Source organism: Waltera sp. (genome assembly GCF_046969025.1).
GTDB lineage: Bacteria > Bacillota > Clostridia > Lachnospirales > Lachnospiraceae > Acetatifactor > Acetatifactor acetigignens.
This window is the reverse complement of record NZ_JBKVQF010000035.1, coordinates 1-22,037: the sequence shown is the minus strand read 5'-3', so window position 1 is coordinate 22,037 and position 22,037 is coordinate 1. Positions and strand designations below refer to the sequence as shown.

Genomic DNA, 22,037 nt, shown 5'->3' with positions numbered 1-22,037 from the left:
CGGTAGTAACCGAGGAACCTACGCCGACACCGGTAGTAACCGAAGAACCTACGCCGACACCGGTAGTAACCGAGGAACCTACGCCGACACCGGTAGTAACCGAAGAACCTACGCCTACGCCGGTGGTAACCGAGGAGCCTACGCCGACACCGGTAGTAACCGAGGAACCTACGCCTACGCCGGCAGTAACCGAGGAACCTACACCAACAGCAACACCAACCGCAACACCTGACACCCCGGATGAACCAGATACTCCGGATGATACACCAGATGATCCCGGTACCCCGGCAGAACCCGGCACACCGGCCGGTGGAATCCCGGATACCCCGCAGGTACTTGGTGCAAGACGCCGCAGAATGGTGACCATCGAGGATGAGACAGTTCCCTTGGCGGACAGAGCAGTCCTCGGAGCATCCAGACGACCGCAGACCAGCGATGACTCCGATGTCTGGAATCTGGGCTTTGCCTTTTCCCTGACGAGTCTGGGAGCATGGCTTGTTCTTAAGCGAAAAGAACATTAAACAGGAACGGAACGACAGCCGATCTTAGCTGTAAAAGTATAAAAGGATCAGAATCTTGAAAACTTTTTCAAAATCTGGTCCTTTTTTCCATTTGGCGCAGTCTTACTTATTAGGAGAGTAAAAGGAAGTAATAAAAGCAGAAATACTGGTTTTGAGGGGAAACAGAAATGAAGTTAAAAAACGTAATACAGACCAAACTGGCAAAAACTCTGGTAGCGGCACTGATGATCGGCAGCATCTCCAACACCGGATTTACGGTACAGGCGGAAGAAGCAACGCAGAATGAGCAGAACGATGTTGTTGAAATGACAAGTGTAAGCGGAAACGACAGCGTTGTTGCTGTAAAAAAGAAAACCTATCCCACCATCAATACGGTGATCCTTGCCGGAGGCACCATGGCAAAATGGCTGGGAGGACAGGAAGCCAGCCCCAACGTATGGCCCAATAATTACAAGCCGGCAAACGGAGATTTTTCATTGTTTGCAGGTCATAAGATGACTTTGGATGATGCTGAAACCTTTAAATATCTTTCTGTGGATAATACAGGGGTAGATGCCGAAGGAAAGTTAACCGGAAGTAACGGAGCAAACTGGCAGTGCGTTGGATTCGTAGCATTAGATGTAAATAAATATTCTGACTGCAAGCCCGCAGATTTGTTACACTATGTTTATTACGGTGGAGACAGCGAAGGCACTTCCTATTATAATGAAAACTGCGGAAAAACCCTTGAGGATGTAAAACAGTATGTGAATGACAACAACGGTGTCTTGTATGGTGAAAATGTAACGGAAAGTTTTATGGATCAGTTGCTCACCACCGGTTGGTCCTTCAGTGGAGTCACCATTGCCACGGTATGGTATGTGACCACACCCACAGAGACCTGGATCAATTATGACGGATACGATTACAGGATTCCCGGGGTATCCGCAGTAGATTATTATGAATATCCCACGGGAACGGTAACTTTTGAACAGAATGAGAACGGCGCAGTGTTCCATTATATTTCCGAAGGTATTACCATTACTACATCACCGGAACTGGAACAGCACTGGGAAAGCGGCACCGGCAGGGTGACCTATGATGCAACGATCACCATTACGATCCACAGCAATGCCCCGGACAAGGTAAGAATCAATCTGTCCGATGCCATCGGTTATCTGAACGGTACCGTGGCAGGAGGAAATGCGGCAGAGCCCGGAGATACCCTGTACTACAACATAAAGCTGGTAAATGAGAGCAATAAGGAGTATCAGTATGATCCTGCAAAGGCCACGATCGGTACGATCCCGGCGGCGCCTAAGGCAGGAGAGAAAGTAACGGTTCTGTCCAGTGGTTTTGAAGGTTATGAGATCGGTGAAGTGGGAGCGTTCTGTACATTGCCCCGCCGTATTTTAAATGCTCCGTTACGGGATCTCGGAATCACCGCAGGCAAGGTTACGGATGCGATTGTCGGAGAGGCTCTTTTGAAAAAAGGATATGGCAGCGAAGAAATGAAGCCGGAAGAGGTTACGCAGAGCTGCCTGGCACAGTATTACTTAGACTGGTTCAACAATACTTCCAGAGAAGAAGGAAATAAGGTCTACAGCTTTTCAGAACTTACGGCAGAGGAACTGGCAATCCTGACCAACGGAACCGCCGATACCACAGTAGCGGAGAGCTGTTCTGCAGTAGCAGATGCTTTATATTACACGACATATCATAATGTATATACTTTTGACGGTGAAGGTCTGTATGACCGGATGCTGAAAAACGGACAGGAAGGTTCCTATGCAGATACTCTGGTATCCGACCTGTTAAAGGACGGAGAAGTGAAGATCACCACTAACCTTAACGGTGTGTTGGCCAACAACGGCTATCAGATGACCAGATACGGCTTCGGAATGCAGTTTGAATTGTCCAGAGAGCCGGAGGTTACTCCGCCCGTGACTACCAGCCCGGAACCTACTCCCAGTGCTACTCCGGAGCCTACGCCGACAGGCACACCGGATACCACACCCACGACGCCGACCACTACTCCGACCGCACCCCCGGATACTCCGGACGATTCGGATGATTCCGATACCCCGGATACTCCCGGTACACCGTCTGAGCCGGCAACCCCGGTAACACCTCAGGTGCTTGGTGTAAGACGTCAGCGGGTTGTAAGCATTACCGATGATCCTACACCATTGGCGGACAGAGCAGTCCTGGGAGCTTCCAGAAGACCCAGGACCGGCGATGATTCCAATACATGGAATCTGGGCTTTGCCCTTTCCTTGACAGGGCTGGGAGCATGGCTTATTATTAAGAAGAAGCAATCATAACGAATAAACATATATTTACTATAAACAATCAAGGAAAGAAGAGGTAGAACAAATGAAAAAAAGATGGATGAGTCTTGTTCTGACAGTCATCATGGTGCTGAGCCTTGCAGGCTGCGGCAAGAGTACAGAATTATCCTCTGTAAGCCGTGATCCTGCCACGGATGACGGAACTGTCTGGTTCGATGAAGAGGCAGTGGCACTGGCGGGTTCTGTGAGAAAAGCCGGTATGAGTGAAGCTGAGCTGGCCCGTGCAGATGAACTTCGTGCCATGGCTATCGATGCGTTGGATATTGTAAACGCGAAGAGAGCAGAGAACGGCCTGGCAGCACTGAACTGGAGCAACGGTCTGGAGTCCTGCGCTATGGTAAGAGCAACCGAAGCAGCTTCCAAGTTCTCCCATACCAGACCCAACGGTAAGGACTGGTACACAGTGAACAGTGAACTGATGTGGGGCGAGAATCTGGCGAAGGGCTATGATTCCGCACAGAGTGTAGTAGATGCCTGGATGGCTTCTCCTACACACGCAGCGAATATCCTGGCAGGCGATTTTACCACCTGCAGCATTGCGGTCTATGAGACCAATGGCAAGTTGTATTTTGCCCAGGAGTTCGGCTATTAACAGGGTATTTCTTATCATGAGGGGATAGAGAGATAAATGACAGGAGAGAGTTGATATTCTTAACGGAATATTAACTCTCTTTTTGGGCTTCAAAAGATAGAAAATTTTTCTGAATCATGGTAAAATAAAATCGACATATAAAATTGAGTATCTCTGCAGAAGATCACCGCCCCAAAATGAAGGAAATGCATGGGATATCCGGGCGCTGCCGGACAAGTGGTCACTTCACAGAGTACAGGAAAATAAAGCATATAATAAAAATGCAGCGCAGAAATGAGGACATATGAGTACAAAAGCATCACAGAAGGGCACAAAGGGGCAGACACCCGGCATGACGACGATCCGGGAACGTCTGCAGAAGGCAATCAGCAGGCTGGTAGTGTTCTCAATTATTCCGTTGGTCATCCTTACCGTGATCCTGAATCTGTCCAGTACCATGAGAACACTGGAAGACGATATGCTGGTGGTGGCAGAGATCTCTGCAGACCGTATCAAAGAGGAACTACGGGTGACAACAACGATCGTATCCGAACTCGGATGCAGCTATCAGCTGTCTTCTCCGGTATTTACCCAGGAGCAGAAGCAGCAGTATATCAACCAGCGTGTGGAAGCTTATGGAATGGTCAGAGGCAAGCTGATCGGCGCCAACGGTATCTGTGCTTATGACGGAACCGATTATAGTGATCGTGATTATTTTAAGAGATCCATGCAGGGAGAGGTCGTGGTATCGGATCCCGTGATTGCAAAGACAGACGGTAAGCTCAGCGTTATCATTTCCGCACCCGTATATGCAGACGGAGATAAGAATGGTGATATTGTCGGCGTGGTATTCGTTGTGCCGGATCCGGAGTTCTTAAATGATATTGCTGCGGCAGTCTCTGTCAGTAAGAATTCCGAGTGCTATCTGTTGGGAGAAACAGGTATCACCATTGCTCACTGTGATTCTGCGATTGCCCAGGAGCAGAAGAGCAACATTGAACTGTCTCAGACGGACAGATCTTTGCGGGGAATTGCAAAGGTAGAGCAGAAGATGATGACCGGAGCAACCGGATATGGCACTTATATGAAAGGCGGAACCCTCACAATACAGGCTTATGCACCAATAGAAGGAACCAATGGATGGAGCGTGGCAGTAAATGCACCACTGACAGATTTCCTTGGTTCTACCGTTGTATGTATTGTCATTGGTGTAGCAATAGGTGCTGCAGCTTTATGTTTCAGTGTGCGCAGGGCAAAAAAGATCGGTCAGGCGATCGGTGAACCGGTGGCAAAGTGTACCGAGAGATTACGTCTGTTGGCTGAGGGCGATCTGCATACTCCGGCACCAGTGATCCGGACACAGGATGAGACACAGATCCTGGCAGAGGCTACCGCCGCATTATCCGGTAACCTGCAGAAAGTGATTGGCGATGCGGATTATCTGTTGGGAGAGATGTCACAGGGCAATTTTGCACTGACTACAGGTTGCGCAGAAGCCTATGTGGGAGACTTTCAGGGACTGTTGGAATCTATCCGTAAGCTGAACCATAAGCTCAGTGAGACACTTAATGAGATCAAGACGGCAGTGGGACAGGTATCTCTGGGGGCAAACCAGATGGCAGATGCTGCCCAGGGACTTGCGGAAGGTGCTACCGACCAGGCCGGTTCCGTAGAGGAACTGCAGGCTACCATCACGAATGTAACCGAGATCGTGGAGAAGAATGCCAAGGCACTGGGAGGTTCTTACCAGAAGGCTATGGATTACCAGCAGCAGGCGAAGGACAGCGGAGAGGAAATGAAGGGTCTGACAGATGCCATGCAGCGTATCAACGATACTTCCAGGCAGATCAGCGATATTATTGGTGAGATTGAGGATATCGCATCCCAGACGAATCTGTTGTCCCTGAATGCTGCTATTGAAGCAGCCAGAGCCGGAGAAGCCGGAAGAGGCTTTGCAGTGGTTGCGGATCAGATCCGTAAGTTGGCAGATGACAGTGCACAGTCTGCGGTACATACCAGAGAACTGATCGAGACCTCCCTGCAGGAGATTGAGCATGGCAATCAGATCACGGACAAGACGGCTGAAGCATTGCAGAAGGTCGTGGAGGGCATCGAGGATCTGGCCAACGAGTCCAAGAAAGCTATGGAAGAATCCAAGGCGCAGGCAGATGCCATGATGCAGATCGAGCAGGGCATTGAACAGATCTCCACAGTGGTACAGAACAACTCTGCGACTGCGGAAGAAACCTCTGCCACCAGTGAAGAGCTGTCCGCACAGGCTACTAACATGAACGAGCTGACCGCAGCATTCCAGTTAAGGAACGAAAAGTAATGTAATGATCTGTGGGAATGAATTGTGGATCTGTGTCATACAATGCTTAATAGAAACAAGCATTGGAGGCTACCGTGTTCGAGAAGCAGAATATACAGGAAACCGTAAGTAAATTGAATAGTGACGCAGTGAAGGGCCTTACCGATGGTGAGGCCTTTCGTCGTTTGCAGCAAAATGGCAGAAATGAAATGAAAGCTGCCAGAAAAAAGACAAAAATACAGCTTTTTCTGGAGCAGTTGAAAGATCCGTTGATCTACATATTATTGATCGCTGCGGTGGTATCCGTTCTCCTGGGGGAAGTCAGTGATGCCGTGATCATCGGCACTGTGGTAGTGGTCAATGCCCTGGTGGGCATGCTGCAGGAGGGAAAAGCCCGAAAGGCACTGGAAGCGTTGAAAAAGCTGACCAGTCCACAGACCATTGTGATCAGGGAAGGTATCCGTCAGGAGATTCCGGCGGCGGAACTGGTGACGGGCGATCTGGTAGACCTGGAGGCAGGGGCACAGGTACCTGCGGATATACGGCTGACCAGAAGCTCCAATCTGCAGGTAGAGGAATCCGCCCTGACCGGAGAATCGGTACCTGTGGAAAAAGATGCGCTGTTTCTGGCAGACTGCAGACACGAGATTCCATTGGCTGAACGGGTCAATATGGTATATATGTCTACTGTGGTGACCCATGGCCACGGAGAAGGAATCGTGACAGCTACGGGCATGGCCACGGAGATCGGCAGGATCGCCTCCATGATCACAGATGCGGAAGAGGAAATGACACCGTTACAGAAACGTCTGGGGGATATGGGAAAGCTTCTGAGTATTTTATCGCTGGGAGTATGTGCGGCATTGTTTCTGCTGGCGGTATTTCAACACAGAAATATTCCGGAAATGCTGCTGGTGGCGATTTCCCTGGCGGTGGCTGCGGTGCCGGAAGGTCTGCCGGCAGTGGTGACGATCTGTCTGGCATTGTCAGTGACCAGAATGGTCAAAGTACATACGATCATCCGCAGACTGCCTTCCGTTGAGACTCTGGGAGCGGTCAGCGTGGTCTGCTCGGATAAGACCGGCACACTGACCCAGAACCGGCTCACGGTGGAAAAATGCTGGTGGTATGATGTGCTGGAGGATGCTGCCGGCAGCAATGGCAGGGGAGAATCCCGATGCGTACAGGAGATGCTCCGGGGAATGCTGTTGTGCAACGATGCTTCCCTGCAGGGAGAGCAACGGATCGGAGATCCAACGGAACTGGCGCTCTTAGACTTCGGAGAGAAGATGGGGATGCATAGAGAACGTCTGGAGAAGCAGTACCCCCGCTATGATGAAAAGCCTTTCGATTCGGACCGGAAGATGATGACGACCTATCACAGAATCCCGAAAAACGGAGGGCATAAGGGAAGCATTGCCTATACGAAGGGGGCACCGGATGTGATCGTACAGCACTGCACTCATATTTTACAGGACGGAAGAAGTGTGCCAATGACAGCCGGACAGAGAAAAAGGATCAGTGAGGTTGTAGAACTCATGAATTCCCTGGCGCTTCGGACACTGGCGGCAGCACAGAGCGGAAACACTCCCGGGTGTGGGGAAGAAGGTATGACATTCCTGGGAATCGTGGGGATGCGTGATCCTGCCAGACCGGAGGCGGAGGAAGCGGTGGAGATTTTCCGCCGTGCAGGTGTATCTACAGTAATGATCACCGGGGATCATGTGGATACCGCCTATGCCATTGCCAGACAGCTGGGGATTGCAGGGCATCGCAGTCAGTGTATTACAGGGGAAGAACTGAATCATCTGGATGATGCTTCTTTTGCCAGGAGGATCAGGAATATCAGGGTTTATGCCAGAGTGACTCCGGCCCAGAAGGTACGGATCGTGAAGGGGCTGCAGCAGAATGGGGAGATTGTGGCCATGACAGGGGATGGTGTGAACGATGCTCCTTCTCTGAAAGCAGCAGATATCGGTGTAGCCATGGGAACCGGCGTGGATGTGGCTAAACAGGCGGCGGACATGATATTGACGGATGATAATTTTGCAACGATTGAAAAGGCAATCGAGGAAGGCAGAGGCGTCTATGAAAACATCCGCAAGTCGGTGATATTTTTACTGTCCTCCAATCTCGGGGAACTGATGACCATGTTCGCAGCAGTGGCTCTGGGGCTGGCTTCCCCTCTAAAATCCAGTCATATACTGTGGATCAATCTGATCACGGATTCCCTTCCGGCGTTGGCACTGGGAGTGGATAAAAATGACGGAAAAAGCCTGATGCGCTGTCCTCCAAGAAAAGCAGCGGAGAGTCTGTTCGCCCGGGGCGGAATGGCCTGTACCTTACTCTATGGAGCGCTGATCACCGGTATCGGTCTGGCGGCATTTCTGGTATTGCCCTGTGGGATCCTGGCAGGCAGGGGAGAATTGTCCTGGAATCTGTCTGACTGGGTGGAGGGACTTCGTGAATTACTGTCCCGGGAAAAAATACTTGCCCGATCCCAGACCTATGCTTTTACAGTACTGGGAATGTGCCAGCTGTATCATGCAGTGGGAATGCGGGATATGCAGAAGTCCGTATTTGCCATGAGACCCTGGGATAATCCGCTGATGGTGTTGGCCTGTGTTATTGGATTTGCGCTGCAGTTTGCGGTAACGGAAGTACCGTTTCTCATCGGAGCGTTCGGAACCTCCCATCTGTCCGGACAGGAATGGCTGCTATTGAATGTACTGGCAGCATTTCCACTGCTGGCTCATGAGCTGGTAGTGATGTTACGGAAGTGAGTACGCTTATCCGGGCTTACCGACGATTCAGAACGATAATTCGCCCTATAACTTCAGGCAGATATTCCTGCGTATGCAAGCATCTGCCGAATACCCTGCCTGAAGCTACATGGCTCTGAATAGTCGTAATATTCAGAACCCCATTCGCAAAATCGCATCTCCGATGCTTTCCTTTTGCTCATGTGGTTACTTCGCCACATAAATATAGCCAGAGGATCTTACGAATGCAAGCATTCGACGTTCCTCCGGTTATATTTACGTGGCTCTGAATATTTACAAAAAGTTAACATTTTCCTTGTATGGAGTTTATAGTCAATAGTTACAATAAAATTGACAAATAACTTTCATGGGAGGGCAATGTGATGAAAATTATCAGAAAAACAGCGATTGTTATGCTTCTCTGCCTCTATTTTCTGACATATGGTGTATTGCCGCAGGTACAGGCCGCAGGTAAAGACGCTCCTGTGATCGTGGTAGCGCATCGGGCGGGGGCAAAAGTAGCTCCGGAGAACACGGTGGCGGCCCTGGAACAGGCCATCCGGGATGGCGCGCCTATTGCAGAGATTGATGTGCAGCAGTTGTCGGACGGAACCCTGATCGTTATGCATGACAGTAATTTTAAACGGACCACAGGAGAGGATATCTGCGTATGGGATGCGGAGGCAGATGCTCTCAAAACCCTGGAAGTGGGCAGCGGTTTTTCGGCAGCATACCGGGGAGAACAGATCCCGACACTGGAAGAAATGCTTGCCTGTGCCAGAGGCAGGATCACTCTGATGATCGAACTGAAATATACCGGACAGGAGGATGCACTGGAGGAAAGCGTGCTGACTCTGCTGCAGGATTATGATATGGTGGATGAGTGTATTATAGGTTCCATGAACAAGGGAATCCTGCAGAAAATGAAGGAGCTGGAACCGGGGATTTCAACAGTTTTTATTGCCCATGATCTGGAAGAAGAGGATTATGAGCTGGACTATGCCGACAGCTATAGTATCGAGGGGAGAAATCTTACAGTGGATATGGTAGATGCCATTCATTACTACGGAAAGTCGGTATACGGGTGGACAGCCAATACTTCCGGTGTCATGCTTCGGATCGTAAACTGTGGGGCGGACGGTGTGATCACGGATGATGTGAGATTATTACAGACATTTTTGAGAGAACAGGCTTGCCGTAAAGCGTTTGCAAGTGTATACTGATTAATTATAATGAGGGGAAGAATACGGAAGCAGGTTGGCGTATATGAGTAAAATATGGGAATTTTTCGAGAATCTGGGTGAATATGTATATGTGGCAGATGCAGAGACTCATGAATTGATATATATGAACAAGAAGACTCTGAAGAGCTATGGATTTCAAAGTCTTGAAGAGATCATTGGGTTAAAGTGTTATGAGATATTGCAGGGAAATTCTCTGCCCTGTGGCATGTGTAATAATGAACAGTTAAAGCCGGGTTTTTTTAAGGAATGGGAATATTACAATCCGCTGCTGCGAAGAGAACTTCATATCAAGGACACACTGGTAGAAGATGACGGGAGAAAATACCGTATGGAAATCGCCATAGATTGTGGCAATCTGAATGGGAGAGGGCACAAATCCGAAGATTACCGTAATATGGAGGCTGCGTTGAATGAAGCCATCCGTGTGGCACAGCGGCAGGAGAGCATGGATCAGACATTGCAGGTGCTGCTGGAATTCGTCGGAAAGAATCTGGAAGCGGAACGGGCCTATATTTTTGAAAAGGATGACCACGATCATGACCACAATACATACGAATGGGTAGCCAAGGGAGTCGCACCGGAAAAGGATACCCTTCAGGATCTACCGCCGGAGATCTGTGCGGAATGGTATCGGAAGTTTGATGAGAATCAGAGTATTGTCACAGAGAATCTGGAAGAAATGAAAGATGTGGATCCGCAGATGTATGAAGTTCTGGTAAGACAGAATATTCATTCCCTGGTGGTGGTTCCGCTTTATGATGATGGGAAAGTAATCGGCTTCTACGGAGTAGACAATCCTTCGACCAGATATTTTGAATTTGTGTCGGAGATGCTGCAGATCATGGGACACTTTATCGTATCGTCCCTGAAGCAGAGAAATCTGGTACGGGAGCTGGAAGTGATGAGCTATTCGGATCCGCTGACGACATTGGGGAACCGTTATGCTATGGAGAGGTACATTGAGCAGGTGGACCATACCGAGCCCATCGGCGTGGTATACTGTGATATTACAGGATTAAAACGGATCAATGACAGTGAAGGACATTCCGCCGGAGACCGCCTGATCCGCAGGTGCTGTGACTGCCTGAAACGTGTATTTGAGGGAAATGGAATGTTCCGTATCGGCGGAGATGAACTGGTGGTTCTGTGCACTGGAATTTCTGAAAAGGAATTCTATCAAAAGGTGGAGGAATTAAAAACAGAGCTGGCAGCTCATGATGTCTCCATGGCAGTAGGAGCAGCGGTGAACACTCTGGAAGCCGTGGGAAAGGATCATTTACTGACGGAGTCCGAGAGACGGATGTATCAGGACAAGGCAGAATACTATCGCAGTACAGGGCTGGACCGCAGAAAGATCTGAGAATGGAAATCTCCAAAGCTATTTTGAAAGTTTATATGTTGAGAATTTCTATCAGGCAGTTCCCTTGACGGGAACTGCTTTTTTCTATATTATTTATATAGGTTAGCTACAACTAACTCAATGACTTTTGGATGGCAGGAGGTGAAGCGCTGATTGAGTCAGGAAACGTGGGAGATCCTGTGTGAAATGGAAGCAGACGATGTGGAACTACAGTTGGCTTTGCAGTGTGCACCGCTGATCACGGGACTTAAGATTTCCAATCTGCTGACGATTTCCCCGGAAGGCTTTACACAGGTGGGAAGGATCGTTGAAGGCAGTGTGCTTTCCCTGTATCCCTTGTTGGAGACAGAGGAGAAAATGGTAATACTGTTGTATCGGGAAGACCGGCTGGAAAAGTATCTGAAAATGCCGCAGGTAAAGAAACTGCTGCGGGAGGCAGGGTACGAATCCGATCGACTGGAGGATATTTTGCCGGTATTTTGCGATCGTTATGAAACCTATACAGAGAGAGGGAAGCCGTTCCCCCACGAACTGGGATTGCTGTTAGGATATCCCCCGGAGGATGTGGAAGGATTTATCAGACATCAGGGGAAGAACAGCCTCTGCACCGGTTATTGGAAAGTATATGCGGATAAAGAAGGAAAACAGAGACTTTTTGAAAAATATGAATATGCCAGGGAAAATTTGATCCAGCTGTTGCATTATGGATTAAAGATGACAGAAATCATAGATATCTGCGGATGTACCGCAGCATAGAAACAGGCACGGAAAGGTGCGGAAGGGAAGGAAAAATAAATGGATAAGATTTATGTAGTATTCTGGACACAGGGTGGTAACACCCAGGCTATGGCAGAGGCCATCGGAGAGGGTATCCGGGAAGCCGGGAAGGAAGCGGAGGTAGTATTTGTGACCGGCGCCAACCTTGACGAACTAAAGGCTGCTCCCAAGTTTGCACTGGGCTGTCCCGCGATGGGAGCGGAAGTCCTGGAGGAATCCGAGATGGAGCCTTTTGTATGTGATGTGGAAGGCTTTGCTTCCGGCAAAAAGATCGCACTGTTCGGTTCCTATGGCTGGGGAGACGGTGAGTGGATGAGAGACTGGACCACCCGTATGGAAGCAGCAGGAGCTACTGTGTTGAACGGTGAGGGCCTGATCTGCCATGAGACACCGGACGGGGATGGCCTGTCAGAGTGTAGAGAACTTGGCAAACAGCTGGCAAACGCATAAGGTATCTGAAAGCAAATAAGACAACATAACAAAAAGATTCATTCCCCGGGTGGAGAGTGAATCTTTTTGCTATATGTATGTGCTATGCTTTTTTGCTGCCACATAAATAATAGCGTTCCTGTGCCACGGTCTCGGGAACCGGAATATTACCGTTTTGCAGCTTTCGGGTCAGAACATCCAGATGATGTAAGCCTTGGGCTACCTTGATCTTACGGCGATCCAGAAGATCGGCATACAACGGGTTCTGAGCCAGTGTATTGCAAATATCCTCAGGGAACGGGCAGTAGGTGAACATGATCTGACGGGCTACTTTGTTCAGTCTCGGGGAACCGGCACCTTCGAAGAGCACCCAGATCATATAATCCCTTACGAACATTTCCTTGAAACTGTTCTTGGCACGCTGCAGGCTGGATTTTACCTTTTCCTTGGCCTCTGTACTCAGATCATGGTTCTTGCGGTAGAACTGGATATAATCGAAATATTCACTGGTCAGGGAACTGATGGAGACATCGTTCCAGCGGTTACCCTGGACTCTCTTGCACAGCTCCCAGCGGAATTCACCGGTCAGGTGGGTGAAAGTCGTCTTCAGATCCTCCAGATGGAAAATGGAGAAGACCATACGACCGGGGCTGTTACGGCGCTTGCCCTCAATTTCCTGCCACATGACACCGCGGATACCGACGTTGGGCATCAGGATGATGTCCGGCAGATATTCCAGATGAATTGTCTCCTTACCCATGACATCTATGTGCTCCATATCCAGACTTTCTCTATAGAATGCCGTGTAATCTACCCGGCGGATCTCCTCGAGAATCTGGGAGACACGGGAAACGGTGACATAGGAGCTTTCCAGATCCTTCAGCACATCATCTGCGCAGAACAGCGGACAGAAAGTAGTGATCCGTCCGAAGGTGATCTTGTTGACCTGAGGGAACATATTCCGGAGCTCGTAATTGACCTTGGCCATGGGATTGTTCTCCAATGCCTTGAGCTCTGCATCCGTAATATTGCCACCGACCTTTTGTTTGTGAATATAATCGGAATAATCCTGGTCAAATTCGTTCCGGCTGGGAGATTTCTTCCCGCGGAAGATGGCCATCAGCCAGTCATAAAAGGTATAGACACCGATATCGCTGTGATCCGACATGGCTTCTGCCATGCGGTACAGGGTGACTGCATTTTTCAGACCGGCCAGCTCCTCATCCACATAACCGAAATACAGAAACATTTTGACCGGCATGGGAATGTTCGGCTGTTCCAGCGTCTGGGTGAACAGGAGGGAGTAGAGCAGATAAAATTCTTCGGTCAGCTGTCTGCGTAAAAGAGCGACATCCTGATCCTGGGAAGCCCGGTCGGACAGCAGCTTGTAAGCGTGGACATGCTGACGGAAGCTGGTCACGGTATCCAGATCCGAACCGGCGTAATCCAGAATAGTGTTCAGCGATCCGGCAAGCTTGCCAAGGATCTCGGAATCTCCGGAAGAACCTGCCTCAGCGGAATCATTGGATTCCATGAGATTCAGGCTGCTCTGGAAGGTCTGGGATCTGGAGGCAAACAGTTCCTGATCGATGAAGGACAGATCGCCGGCCTTAGAAAGCATACGGTGAATGCGGTCGTAGACCGCCTTGCTGTCTTCATTATCCTGTCCCAGTTTATAGAACAAAGAAGTATAAAAATCAAAAAGATCGTTGCCGGATTCCCGGAAATAGAAGGAACCGACCTGCTGCAGATAGTGGAACTGTTCCTCCAGGCTCTGGTAAGTACGGCGGAAGTCCAGACTTCCCTTACGCAGCATACCAATGGACAGATCCGACTCCTGTACCAGGATCCGGTAATTGTCCGAAGCCAGGATCCTGCTTAAGCCCATGTAATAGCCGTTCAGCCAGATGTCCGGTGAATCATCCCCAAGAAAAGCATTCAGCTCATCGAAATGTTCCAAGGATCTCGCCTGCAGACGGTAACGGCTACACAGTGTATTGTAGGTGGCAATATCATCTGTCAGAGTACGATACAGCTCACTGCAGTTCAATTCCGAAATGGAACTGCGGTTCAGCAGAATATTGATCTGACGGAAACAGGACAGACAGAACAGACGTGCTACGTCCGGGTGCTTCTGTAGAATATCATTCAGGGAATCCAGACTGGTCAGGGGATACGTCAGGATCGTTGTATCCTCCAACGTGGTATAGCCCAGCAGATGGATCTCGGAGCAGATCTCACAGATACTGATCACGTCTCCCTTTCCCAGAGTATAAGAGCCGCCGGGATATGATACATCTACTTTACCGTTGGTAATCAGATGCAATGCAGTCATGGGCTGCCCATAGCTATATATAGTTTTCCCCTTCTCCAATACGATTCCAGCCATTCCAATACCTCGTCTTATCATACAAATATTTAATACACATTATACACCATAATACCAACAATTTTCTACTGTACTTTTGATAGAAATGTGATAAAATAAAACTACATATGTGTCACTTTTACATTGACAGACGAAAAAAGCGATGTTTTCGGTAGAAAACGGTACATGGAAAGGTATATTGGGGTTATGGAACAGAGCAGTGAATACAGAGAGCAGTTGCTGGAATCATATAAGCAGGCAGTGAGGCCGTTACTTCCCTACCTGCCCTGGCTGGAGCAGAGCGCCGGCAAGAGAGCCAGCTCTATCTACAGCGGACAGGATATCGGAGTGAATTCCGTGTCTTTTCCGGTATATGACGGGACTCTCCTGAATTTCGTCAGGGAAGCGACGAAAAGTCCCCTGATGGATCGCAACTATGCCTATGTATACACAAGACACCGGATCCGCACTCATCAGGAGGAGCGGGATATTATTCAGAAAGCAGGATGGAAGGAATGGGATATCCTCAGAGGAATCCTGTCAAAATATGTCTTAGGCGGCAGAACAAAGGGAAATCTGTGGAGCGAGGCGGTATCGGAGCAGATCTTTTATCTGGTACTGAAACAGATGCAGGAGATCATTGAATTCTGGGATAAGACACCGGCGAACGGAAAGCTTTGAGTGGGGAAAGGCAGGATAGATCCATGGGAGAAAAATCAGTACAGAAAAAGCGATATATCGTAGAGAAAGCAAGAGAAGTATTTGTGGAGAAGGGCTTCAAAAAAGTAACGATGAAGGATATTGTAGAGGCCTGCGACATCAGCCGTGGCGGACTCTATTTATATTTTGAGAATACCAGTCAGATCTTCATGGAAGTGCTGCGCATGGAGAGTGAGGAGGCGGATGACGTATTTTCCGACAGTATTACGGAGGATGCTACCGCAGCGGATATCCTGCTTCTGTTTTTAAAGGAGCAGAAGAAAGAGCTTCTGCGCAAGAAGAATACACTGACGCAGGCTACCTATGAATTCTATTTTGAAAACGAACTGCCCAAGAGAGACAATATTTTAAAAAAGCAGTTTGATTCCGCAGTGAAGATCATTGAAAAACTGATCGAGGCAGGTGTGGATAACGGAGAGTTTATCTGCGAGGACTGTGAGGGAACTGCGAGAAATATTATGTTTGTGCTGGAAGGACTGAAGATTTCGGCCCAGACCATCGGCGTGACGGCGGAAGCGGTGGATCGTGAGATCCTGTATCTGTTGCGCGGATTGGGTGTAGAAGATTAATAAGACAACGGGTGATGATGCTTCAGGGAAAGTTTCCTGAAGCATTTTCTGTGTAGAAAAGCTGCAAAGAGATAAAGAGAGGGAAAAGGTAAGTATGACAGAAACGATCATCAGCATGGAACTTCCGGCGGGAGGACATCTGGCAATCCGCAGGAACCGGATCCGTCCGGAGGGAGAAGAACGGAATTTATCCAGAATCAGTCTGGTGTCCGGCATCCACGGGGATGAACTGGAGGGACAGTACATCTGTTATGAGACGGCGCGAAGAGTAAAAGAGCATCCGGAGTATTTGAAAGGAATCGTAGATATCTATCCGGCATTGAATCCGCTGGGAATCGACATGGCCAGCCGGACGGTGCCGAGACTGGATATGGATATGAACCGTATGTTTCCGGGAGACGCATCGGGGGATATGATGGAGCGGATCACGGCAACTGTGGTGGATTCCCTGATCGGATCCGATATTTGTATCGATCTGCACGCCAGTGATATTTTTGTGCGTGAGATCCCACAGGTACGACTCAGTGAAGATTTTGCGGAGGCACTGCTTCCCTATGCGAAAATGACCAATGCCGACATGATCTGGATGAATGCCACTGCCACGGTGCATGAATCGACGCTGGCCCATTCCATGAATCTGCTGGGAGTTCCCACACTGGTGCTGGAGATGGGACAGGGGCATGACATCCACAGATCCTTCGGTAATCAGATCGTGGACGGTATTTTCCACATCATGAGTGAAATGGGGATCTGGACAGGCCCTGAGCCAAAGGTGCAGGAGCCTGCGATATCCAGTGACGGTGAGGTGGAGTTTATCCGCAGCAAGTCAGACGGTGTGTTCCTGCCGCTGATCGAGCACAACCACTATGTGAAAAAAGGAGATCTGATCGGGGAAGTGGTGGATCCATTTGAAGGGACGGTGAAGCAGCAGATCCGTACCGCAAAAGGAGGGCTGTTGTTTACCCTGAGAGCTTATCCGGTGGTCTATGAAGGAGATCTGCTGGCGCGGATCCTGACGGAGTGAAAAGATTATGTTTGAGAGAGATATTTATACCATACATTCGACCTACAGAGAAGATATGCGCATCAAGGGCTTTCAGTTCGGCAAGGGCGAGAAGTCTGCCTGCATCGTTGGCGCAGCCAGAGGCAATGAGATCCAGCAGATGTATATCTGTTCCCAACTGGTGAAGACACTGCGGGAACTGGAAAACAACGGCTGTATCAGTGCCGGCAAACAGATTCTGGTGATTCCTACCATCAATGCCTATTCCGTGAATATCAGCCGCCGCTTTTTCGGTGTCAAGGAAGCGGATATCAATCGGAGTTTTCCGGGAAATGATTACGGGGAGCCGGCGGACCGTCTGACCAATGCGTTGCTTACGGAGATCCGGGACTACGTTTATGGGATCCAGTTTACGTCCTTTTACAGACCGGGAGAATTCGTGCCCCATGTGCGTATGATGGAGACAGGCTATCAGAATACGTCGTTGGCGAATCTGTTCGGACTTCCTTATGTGGTGGTGCGCAAGCCGGTACCCATTGATACCAAGACACTGAATTATAACTGGCAGGATGAGATGACGGCCGCCTTTTCGGTATACACGAATCAGAATACCCAGATCGATGAGGTGAGTGCAAGACAGGCGGTGGCAGCGGTCTTACGTTTCCTGAAACGTATGGGGCTGATCCGGTACGAGAGTCATTCCGGCTATATCAGTCATGTTATATATGAAAAGGATCTGAGTGATGTACCTGCGAACCGGGCGGGAATTTTCCGGGGAAAAGTACATGCGGGAGACGATGTGCGCTATGGAAATGAGATGGCAGAAATTATAGACCCTTACGATGGAACGGTGAGGGAGAAGATTCTGGCCCCCACGGACGGCATCGTATTTTTCGCCCACACGGAGGCCCTGATCTGCGAGAAGGACATCGCTTACCGGCTGATCCACAGACTGCATGAATGACGAACCGTTCAAAAAGGCAGGTAAAATCTATCTAAATTTGTTGTTTTCTGCTATTGTGGGAAAATATAGTATGTTGTATGATACTATTCAGAACCATGTAAATATAATCATATGTACGTCAAAGGCTCGCATTGTAAGGGCATCTGATGATATTTATATGGTGAGATAACCACATGAGCAAAAAGTAAGCATCGCAAGATGTGGTTTTGCGAATGGGGTTCTGAATAGTGTCGCATAGTATAAAATTTCGGAGGAGAGACATGAGCAACGTAAGACGTATCTATGTAGAGAAAAAGGAACCTTATGCCGTCAAGGCAAAAGAGCTGCACGACGAACTGAAAAATTATCTGGGTATCGATGTGGCAAAGGTTCGTGAGTTTATCCGCTATGATGTGGAGAATATTTCGGATGAGGTGTTTGCAAGAGCCTGCAAGACTGTATTTTCCGAGCCTCCCGTAGATGATCTGTATGAAGAGACCATCGAGATTCCTGCGGATGCAAAAGTATTTTCCGTAGAGTTCCTTCCCGGACAGTTCGATCAGAGAGCGGATTCCGCAGTGCAGTGTGTGAAGTTCTTAAAAGAGGACGAAGAACCTGTGATCCGTACCGCTGTGACTTATATGATCGAAGGACAGGTGTCCGACGAAGAATTTTCCAAGATCAAATCTTACTGTATCAACCCTGTAGATTCCAGAGAGACCGGCATGGAGAAGCCGGATACTCTGATCACGGTGTATGATGATCCCGCTGATGTTGCTGTTTTTGACGGCTTCAGAGATATGGACGAGAGCAGTTTAAAAGCTCTGTATGAATCTCTGGGACTTGCCATGACCTTCAAAGATTTCCTGCATATCCAGAAATATTTCCATGATGATGAGAAGAGAGATCCTTCTATGACGGAGATCCGTGTACTGGATACCTATTGGTCCGATCACTGCCGTCACACCACTTTTTCCACCGAGCTGACCGATGTGGAATTCGGTGAGGGTTATTATCGTTCTCCCTTAGAGACCACTTACCAGAGCTATCTGGATACCAGAGAAGAGATCTTCAAAGGCAGAGAGGACAAGTTCGTCTGCCTGATGGATCTGGCACTGATGGCCATGAGAAAGCTGAAAAAAGACGGCAAACTGGATGACATGGAAGAATCCGATGAGATCAATGCCTGCTCCGTAGTGGTTCCTGTGGAGATGGATTACGGCGACCATAGAGAGACCGAGGAGTGGCTGGTATTTTTCAAAAACGAGACCCACAACCATCCTACAGAGATCGAGCCTTTCGGTGGTGCTGCCACCTGTCTGGGCGGTGCCATCCGTGATCCCCTGTCCGGCCGTGGCTATGTATATCAGGCAATGCGTGTCACCGGTGCTGCGGATCCTACCGTTCCTGTATCCGAGACTTTGCACGGCAAGCTCTCCCAGAAGAAGCTGGTAAGAGGCGCAGCCAGTGGCTATTCCTCTTATGGTAACCAGATTGGTCTGGCTACCGGCTTTGTAAAAGAGATCTATCATCCTTCTTATGTGGCAAAGCGTATGGAGATCGGTGCCGTTATGGGCGCAGCTCCCCGCAGGAATGTTATCCGTGAGACCTCTGATCCCGGCGATATCATCATCCTGTTAGGCGGACGTACTGGACGTGACGGCTGCGGCGGTGCGACCGGATCCTCCAAGGTACATACCGATACTTCCATCGAGACCTGTGGTGCTGAGGTACAGAAGGGTAATGCACCGACCGAGCGTAAGATCCAGAGACTGTTCCGTCGTGAGGAAGTCAGCCGTCTGATCAAAAAATGTAACGACTTTGGTGCCGGCGGTGTCTCCGTTGCCATCGGTGAGCTGGCAGACGGTCTGACCGTAGATCTGGACAAGGTACCCAAGAAATATGCCGGACTGGATGGCACGGAACTGGCAATCTCCGAGTCTCAGGAGCGTATGGCAGTGGTAGTAGATCCTAAGGATGTAGATACTTTTCTGGGCTATGCAAAGGAAGAGAACCTGGAGGCTGTTCCCGTAGCAGTTGTTACTGAGGAACCCAGACTTGTACTGAACTGGAGAGGCAAGCCCATCGTGGATCTGAAGAGAGCTTTCCTGGATACCAACGGTGCCCATCAGGAGACCAAAGTAAAAGTAGATATTCCTTCCGAAGAAGAGAATTATTTTGATAAATGGGCTGTTCCCGCTGTAGGTGAGAAACTGGAAGAGGGCGATGTGAAGGGTGCCTGGGTGGCACTGTTAAATGACCTCAATGTATGTTCCCAGAAGGGTCTGGTAGAGATGTTCGACTCCTCCATTGGTGCCGGCAGTGTATTGATGCCCTACGGTGGAAAATATCAGCTGACTGAGACCCAGACCATGGTAGCCAAACTGCCTGTACTGGAAGGTAAGACCGATACCGTGACCATGATGAGTTACGGCTTCGATCCGTATCTGTCCTCCTGGAGTCCTTACCACGGAGCTGTCTACGCAGTGACAGAGTCCATGGCGAAAATCGTGGCTTCCGGCGGTGATTTCAGCAAGATCCGCTTTACCTTCCAGGAGTACTTCCGCAGAATGACCAGCGATCCTGAGCGATGGAGCCAGCCTTTCGCAGCACTGTTAGGCGCCTACGATGCACAGATCGGGTTCGGGCTGCCCTCCATCGGTGGTAAGGACAGTATGTCCGGTACTTTCAATGATATTGATGTACCTCCCACACTGGTATCTTTTGCAGTGGACGTGGCAAAATATGGCGATATTATTACTCCGGAACTGAAGACCCCCGGCAATAAGCTGGTACGTTTTTCTATTAATAAAGACGATTTCGACATTCCGATGTATGAGAATGTGGCAGAATTATATGGCAAGATCCACGAACTGACCGAAAATGGTACGATCGTATCCGCTTATGCTCTGGATTCCAAGGGTGTGGCAGCAGCTGTAGCAAAGATGGCCTTCGGTAACAAGCTGGGTGTGAAGATCGACGATGAGGTAACCACAGACGACCTGTTTGACAACGGACTGGGCGATATTCTGGCAGAGATCCCCGCAGACAAGATGGCTGCACTGGAAGAGAAGGAACTGGATTACACCGTGATCGGTATCGTGACCGAGGAGCCTGTATTCGTATATGGTGATGTGAAGATCACCATGGAAGAGGCACTTGTTTCCTGGACTTCCAAGCTGGAGAAGGTATTCCCCACCAAGGCAGTGAAGGGTACTGAGGCAGTGGCAAGCAATGTTTACAAGGCAGACAGTATTTATGTATGTAAGCACAAGATCGCAAAGCCTACCGTATTCATTCCGGTATTCCCCGGAACCAACTGTGAATACGACAGCACCAAGGCATTTGAACGTGCCGGAGCCCATGTGGAGACAAGAGTGTTCCGTAACATGACCGCAGAGGATATCCGCGAATCCGTAGAGGAATTCGAGAAGTCCATTGCACAGGCACAGATCATCATGTTCCCCGGCGGCTTTTCCGCAGGTGATGAGCCTGACGGCAGCGCGAAGTTTTTTGCAACAGCATTCCAGAATGAGAAGCTGAAGGAAGCGGTCATGAAGCTGTTAAATGAGAGAGACGGACTGGCACTGGGTATCTGTAACGGATTTCAGGCTCTGATCAAGCTGGGACTGGTTCCTTACGGCGAAATCACCGGTCAGAAGGAGGATTCACCTACCCTGACCTTCAATACCATCAACCGTCATATCTCCAAGATGGTATACACCAAAGTCGTATCCAACAAGTCTCCCTGGTTACAGGGCGCTACACTGGGTGCTACCTACTGCAATCCCGCATCCCACGGAGAGGGCCGTTTCGTAGCACCGAAAGAGTGGATCGACAAGCTCTTTGCTAACGGACAGGTCGCTACTCAGTACGCTGATCAGAACGGTAATGTATCCATGGATGAGGAATACAATGTCAACGGTTCCTACTGTGCGATCGAGGGTATCACATCCCCCGATGGCAGATGCCTCGGTAAGATGGCACACTCCGAGAGAAGAGATACCGCTGTGGCCATGAACATCTATGGCGAGCAGGATATGAAGATCTTTGAATCCGGGGTACAGTACTTTAAGTAAATTGAGAGTTAGTGAAATACATTGGCAAAATCCACGAACTCCCGGAGCAT

At 49.3% G+C, this 22,037-nt stretch carries 15 protein-coding genes; 14 read left to right on the top strand and 1 reads right to left on the bottom strand.

The genetic code is table 11. From position 1 onward, the window contains the following. From ACLTOH_RS14495 to ACLTOH_RS14455, 9 genes are all read left to right on the top strand, one after another. On the top strand, positions 1–521 hold a 521-nt coding region (locus tag ACLTOH_RS14495), incomplete at its 5' end, for an LPXTG cell wall anchor domain-containing protein (RefSeq protein ID WP_412224303.1). Between the two features lie 167 nt (positions 522–688). After that, the gene (locus ACLTOH_RS14490; RefSeq protein ID WP_412123636.1) at positions 689–2,824 is read left to right on the top strand and encodes an LPXTG cell wall anchor domain-containing protein; all 2,136 of its coding nucleotides are present in this window, start codon (positions 689–691) and stop codon (positions 2,822–2,824) included. Positions 2,825–2,876: 52 nt separating this feature from the next. Continuing rightward, the gene (locus tag ACLTOH_RS14485) at positions 2,877–3,443 is read left to right on the top strand and encodes a CAP domain-containing protein (RefSeq protein WP_337770186.1); all 567 of its coding nucleotides are present in this window, start codon (positions 2,877–2,879) and stop codon (positions 3,441–3,443) included. A 283-nt stretch (positions 3,444–3,726) separates the two neighbouring features. Further along, positions 3,727–5,754: a methyl-accepting chemotaxis protein gene (locus ACLTOH_RS14480; RefSeq protein WP_412224302.1), complete on the top strand. Its 2,028-nt coding sequence runs from the start codon at positions 3,727–3,729 to the stop codon at positions 5,752–5,754. Positions 5,755–5,828: 74 nt separating this feature from the next. Further along, positions 5,829–8,516: a cation-translocating P-type ATPase gene (locus tag ACLTOH_RS14475; protein ID WP_412224301.1), complete on the top strand. Its 2,688-nt coding sequence runs from the start codon at positions 5,829–5,831 to the stop codon at positions 8,514–8,516. Between the two features lie 362 nt (positions 8,517–8,878). Next, positions 8,879–9,718, top strand: coding sequence for a glycerophosphodiester phosphodiesterase (locus ACLTOH_RS14470; protein WP_412123633.1), 840 nt, complete (start codon positions 8,879–8,881; stop codon positions 9,716–9,718). A 43-nt stretch (positions 9,719–9,761) separates the two neighbouring features. Then, positions 9,762–11,099: a sensor domain-containing diguanylate cyclase gene (locus tag ACLTOH_RS14465; RefSeq protein WP_337536737.1), complete on the top strand. Its 1,338-nt coding sequence runs from the start codon at positions 9,762–9,764 to the stop codon at positions 11,097–11,099. A gap of 153 nt (positions 11,100–11,252) precedes the next feature. Continuing rightward, complete coding sequence (locus ACLTOH_RS14460; RefSeq protein WP_118539939.1) at positions 11,253–11,855, top strand: DUF3793 family protein; 603 nt, start codon at positions 11,253–11,255, stop codon at positions 11,853–11,855. 39 nt (positions 11,856–11,894) lie between these two features. After that, on the top strand, positions 11,895–12,326 hold the full coding sequence (locus tag ACLTOH_RS14455; protein WP_227733011.1) for a flavodoxin: 432 nt from the start codon (positions 11,895–11,897) through the stop codon (positions 12,324–12,326). An 82-nt stretch (positions 12,327–12,408) separates the two neighbouring features. Here the strand turns inward: ACLTOH_RS14455 and ACLTOH_RS14450 are convergent, their stop codons facing one another. Beyond that, positions 12,409–14,694 carry a cyclic nucleotide-binding domain-containing protein gene (locus ACLTOH_RS14450; RefSeq protein ID WP_227733010.1) on the bottom strand — a complete coding sequence of 762 codons (2,286 nt, stop codon included), beginning with the start codon at positions 14,692–14,694 and terminating at the stop codon, positions 12,409–12,411. Between the two features lie 186 nt (positions 14,695–14,880). Between ACLTOH_RS14450 and ACLTOH_RS14445 the strand changes: the two genes are divergently transcribed. From ACLTOH_RS14445 to ACLTOH_RS14425, 5 genes are all read left to right on the top strand, one after another. Further along, complete coding sequence (locus ACLTOH_RS14445; protein ID WP_022312283.1) at positions 14,881–15,354, top strand: hypothetical protein; 474 nt, start codon at positions 14,881–14,883, stop codon at positions 15,352–15,354. A gap of 23 nt (positions 15,355–15,377) precedes the next feature. Further along, entirely contained in the window at positions 15,378–15,962 is a 585-nt protein-coding gene (locus ACLTOH_RS14440) for a TetR/AcrR family transcriptional regulator (RefSeq protein WP_022312284.1), read from the top strand. 94 nt (positions 15,963–16,056) lie between these two features. Further along, positions 16,057–16,986, top strand: a complete 930-nt coding sequence (locus ACLTOH_RS14435; RefSeq protein WP_022312285.1) for a M14 family metallopeptidase — start codon at positions 16,057–16,059, stop codon at positions 16,984–16,986. A gap of 7 nt (positions 16,987–16,993) precedes the next feature. After that, complete coding sequence (locus ACLTOH_RS14430; RefSeq protein WP_022312286.1) at positions 16,994–17,929, top strand: M14 family metallopeptidase; 936 nt, start codon at positions 16,994–16,996, stop codon at positions 17,927–17,929. Between the two features lie 260 nt (positions 17,930–18,189). Continuing rightward, positions 18,190–21,987 carry a phosphoribosylformylglycinamidine synthase gene (locus ACLTOH_RS14425; RefSeq protein WP_337415220.1) on the top strand — a complete coding sequence of 1,266 codons (3,798 nt, stop codon included), beginning with the start codon at positions 18,190–18,192 and terminating at the stop codon, positions 21,985–21,987. Positions 21,988–22,037 lie beyond the last annotated feature (50 nt).

Bases quoted from the DNA above. Each gene is read 5' to 3' on its own strand.
- ACLTOH_RS14490 (WP_412123636.1), top strand. From the start codon at position 689: ATGAAGTTAAAAAACGTAATACAGACCAAACTGGCAAAAACTCTGGTA.
- ACLTOH_RS14485 (WP_337770186.1), top strand. From the start codon at position 2,877: ATGAAAAAAAGATGGATGAGTCTTGTTCTGACAGTCATCATGGTGCTG.
- ACLTOH_RS14480 (WP_412224302.1), top strand. From the start codon at position 3,727: ATGAGTACAAAAGCATCACAGAAGGGCACAAAGGGGCAGACACCCGGC.
- ACLTOH_RS14470 (WP_412123633.1), top strand. From the start codon at position 8,879: ATGAAAATTATCAGAAAAACAGCGATTGTTATGCTTCTCTGCCTCTAT.
- ACLTOH_RS14465 (WP_337536737.1), top strand. From the start codon at position 9,762: ATGAGTAAAATATGGGAATTTTTCGAGAATCTGGGTGAATATGTATAT.
- ACLTOH_RS14455 (WP_227733011.1), top strand. From the start codon at position 11,895: ATGGATAAGATTTATGTAGTATTCTGGACACAGGGTGGTAACACCCAG.
- ACLTOH_RS14450 (WP_227733010.1), bottom strand. From the start codon at position 14,694: ATGGCTGGAATCGTATTGGAGAAGGGGAAAACTATATATAGCTATGGG.
- ACLTOH_RS14445 (WP_022312283.1), top strand. From the start codon at position 14,881: ATGGAACAGAGCAGTGAATACAGAGAGCAGTTGCTGGAATCATATAAG.
- ACLTOH_RS14440 (WP_022312284.1), top strand. From the start codon at position 15,378: ATGGGAGAAAAATCAGTACAGAAAAAGCGATATATCGTAGAGAAAGCA.
- ACLTOH_RS14435 (WP_022312285.1), top strand. From the start codon at position 16,057: ATGACAGAAACGATCATCAGCATGGAACTTCCGGCGGGAGGACATCTG.
- ACLTOH_RS14430 (WP_022312286.1), top strand. From the start codon at position 16,994: ATGTTTGAGAGAGATATTTATACCATACATTCGACCTACAGAGAAGAT.
- ACLTOH_RS14425 (WP_337415220.1), top strand. From the start codon at position 18,190: ATGAGCAACGTAAGACGTATCTATGTAGAGAAAAAGGAACCTTATGCC.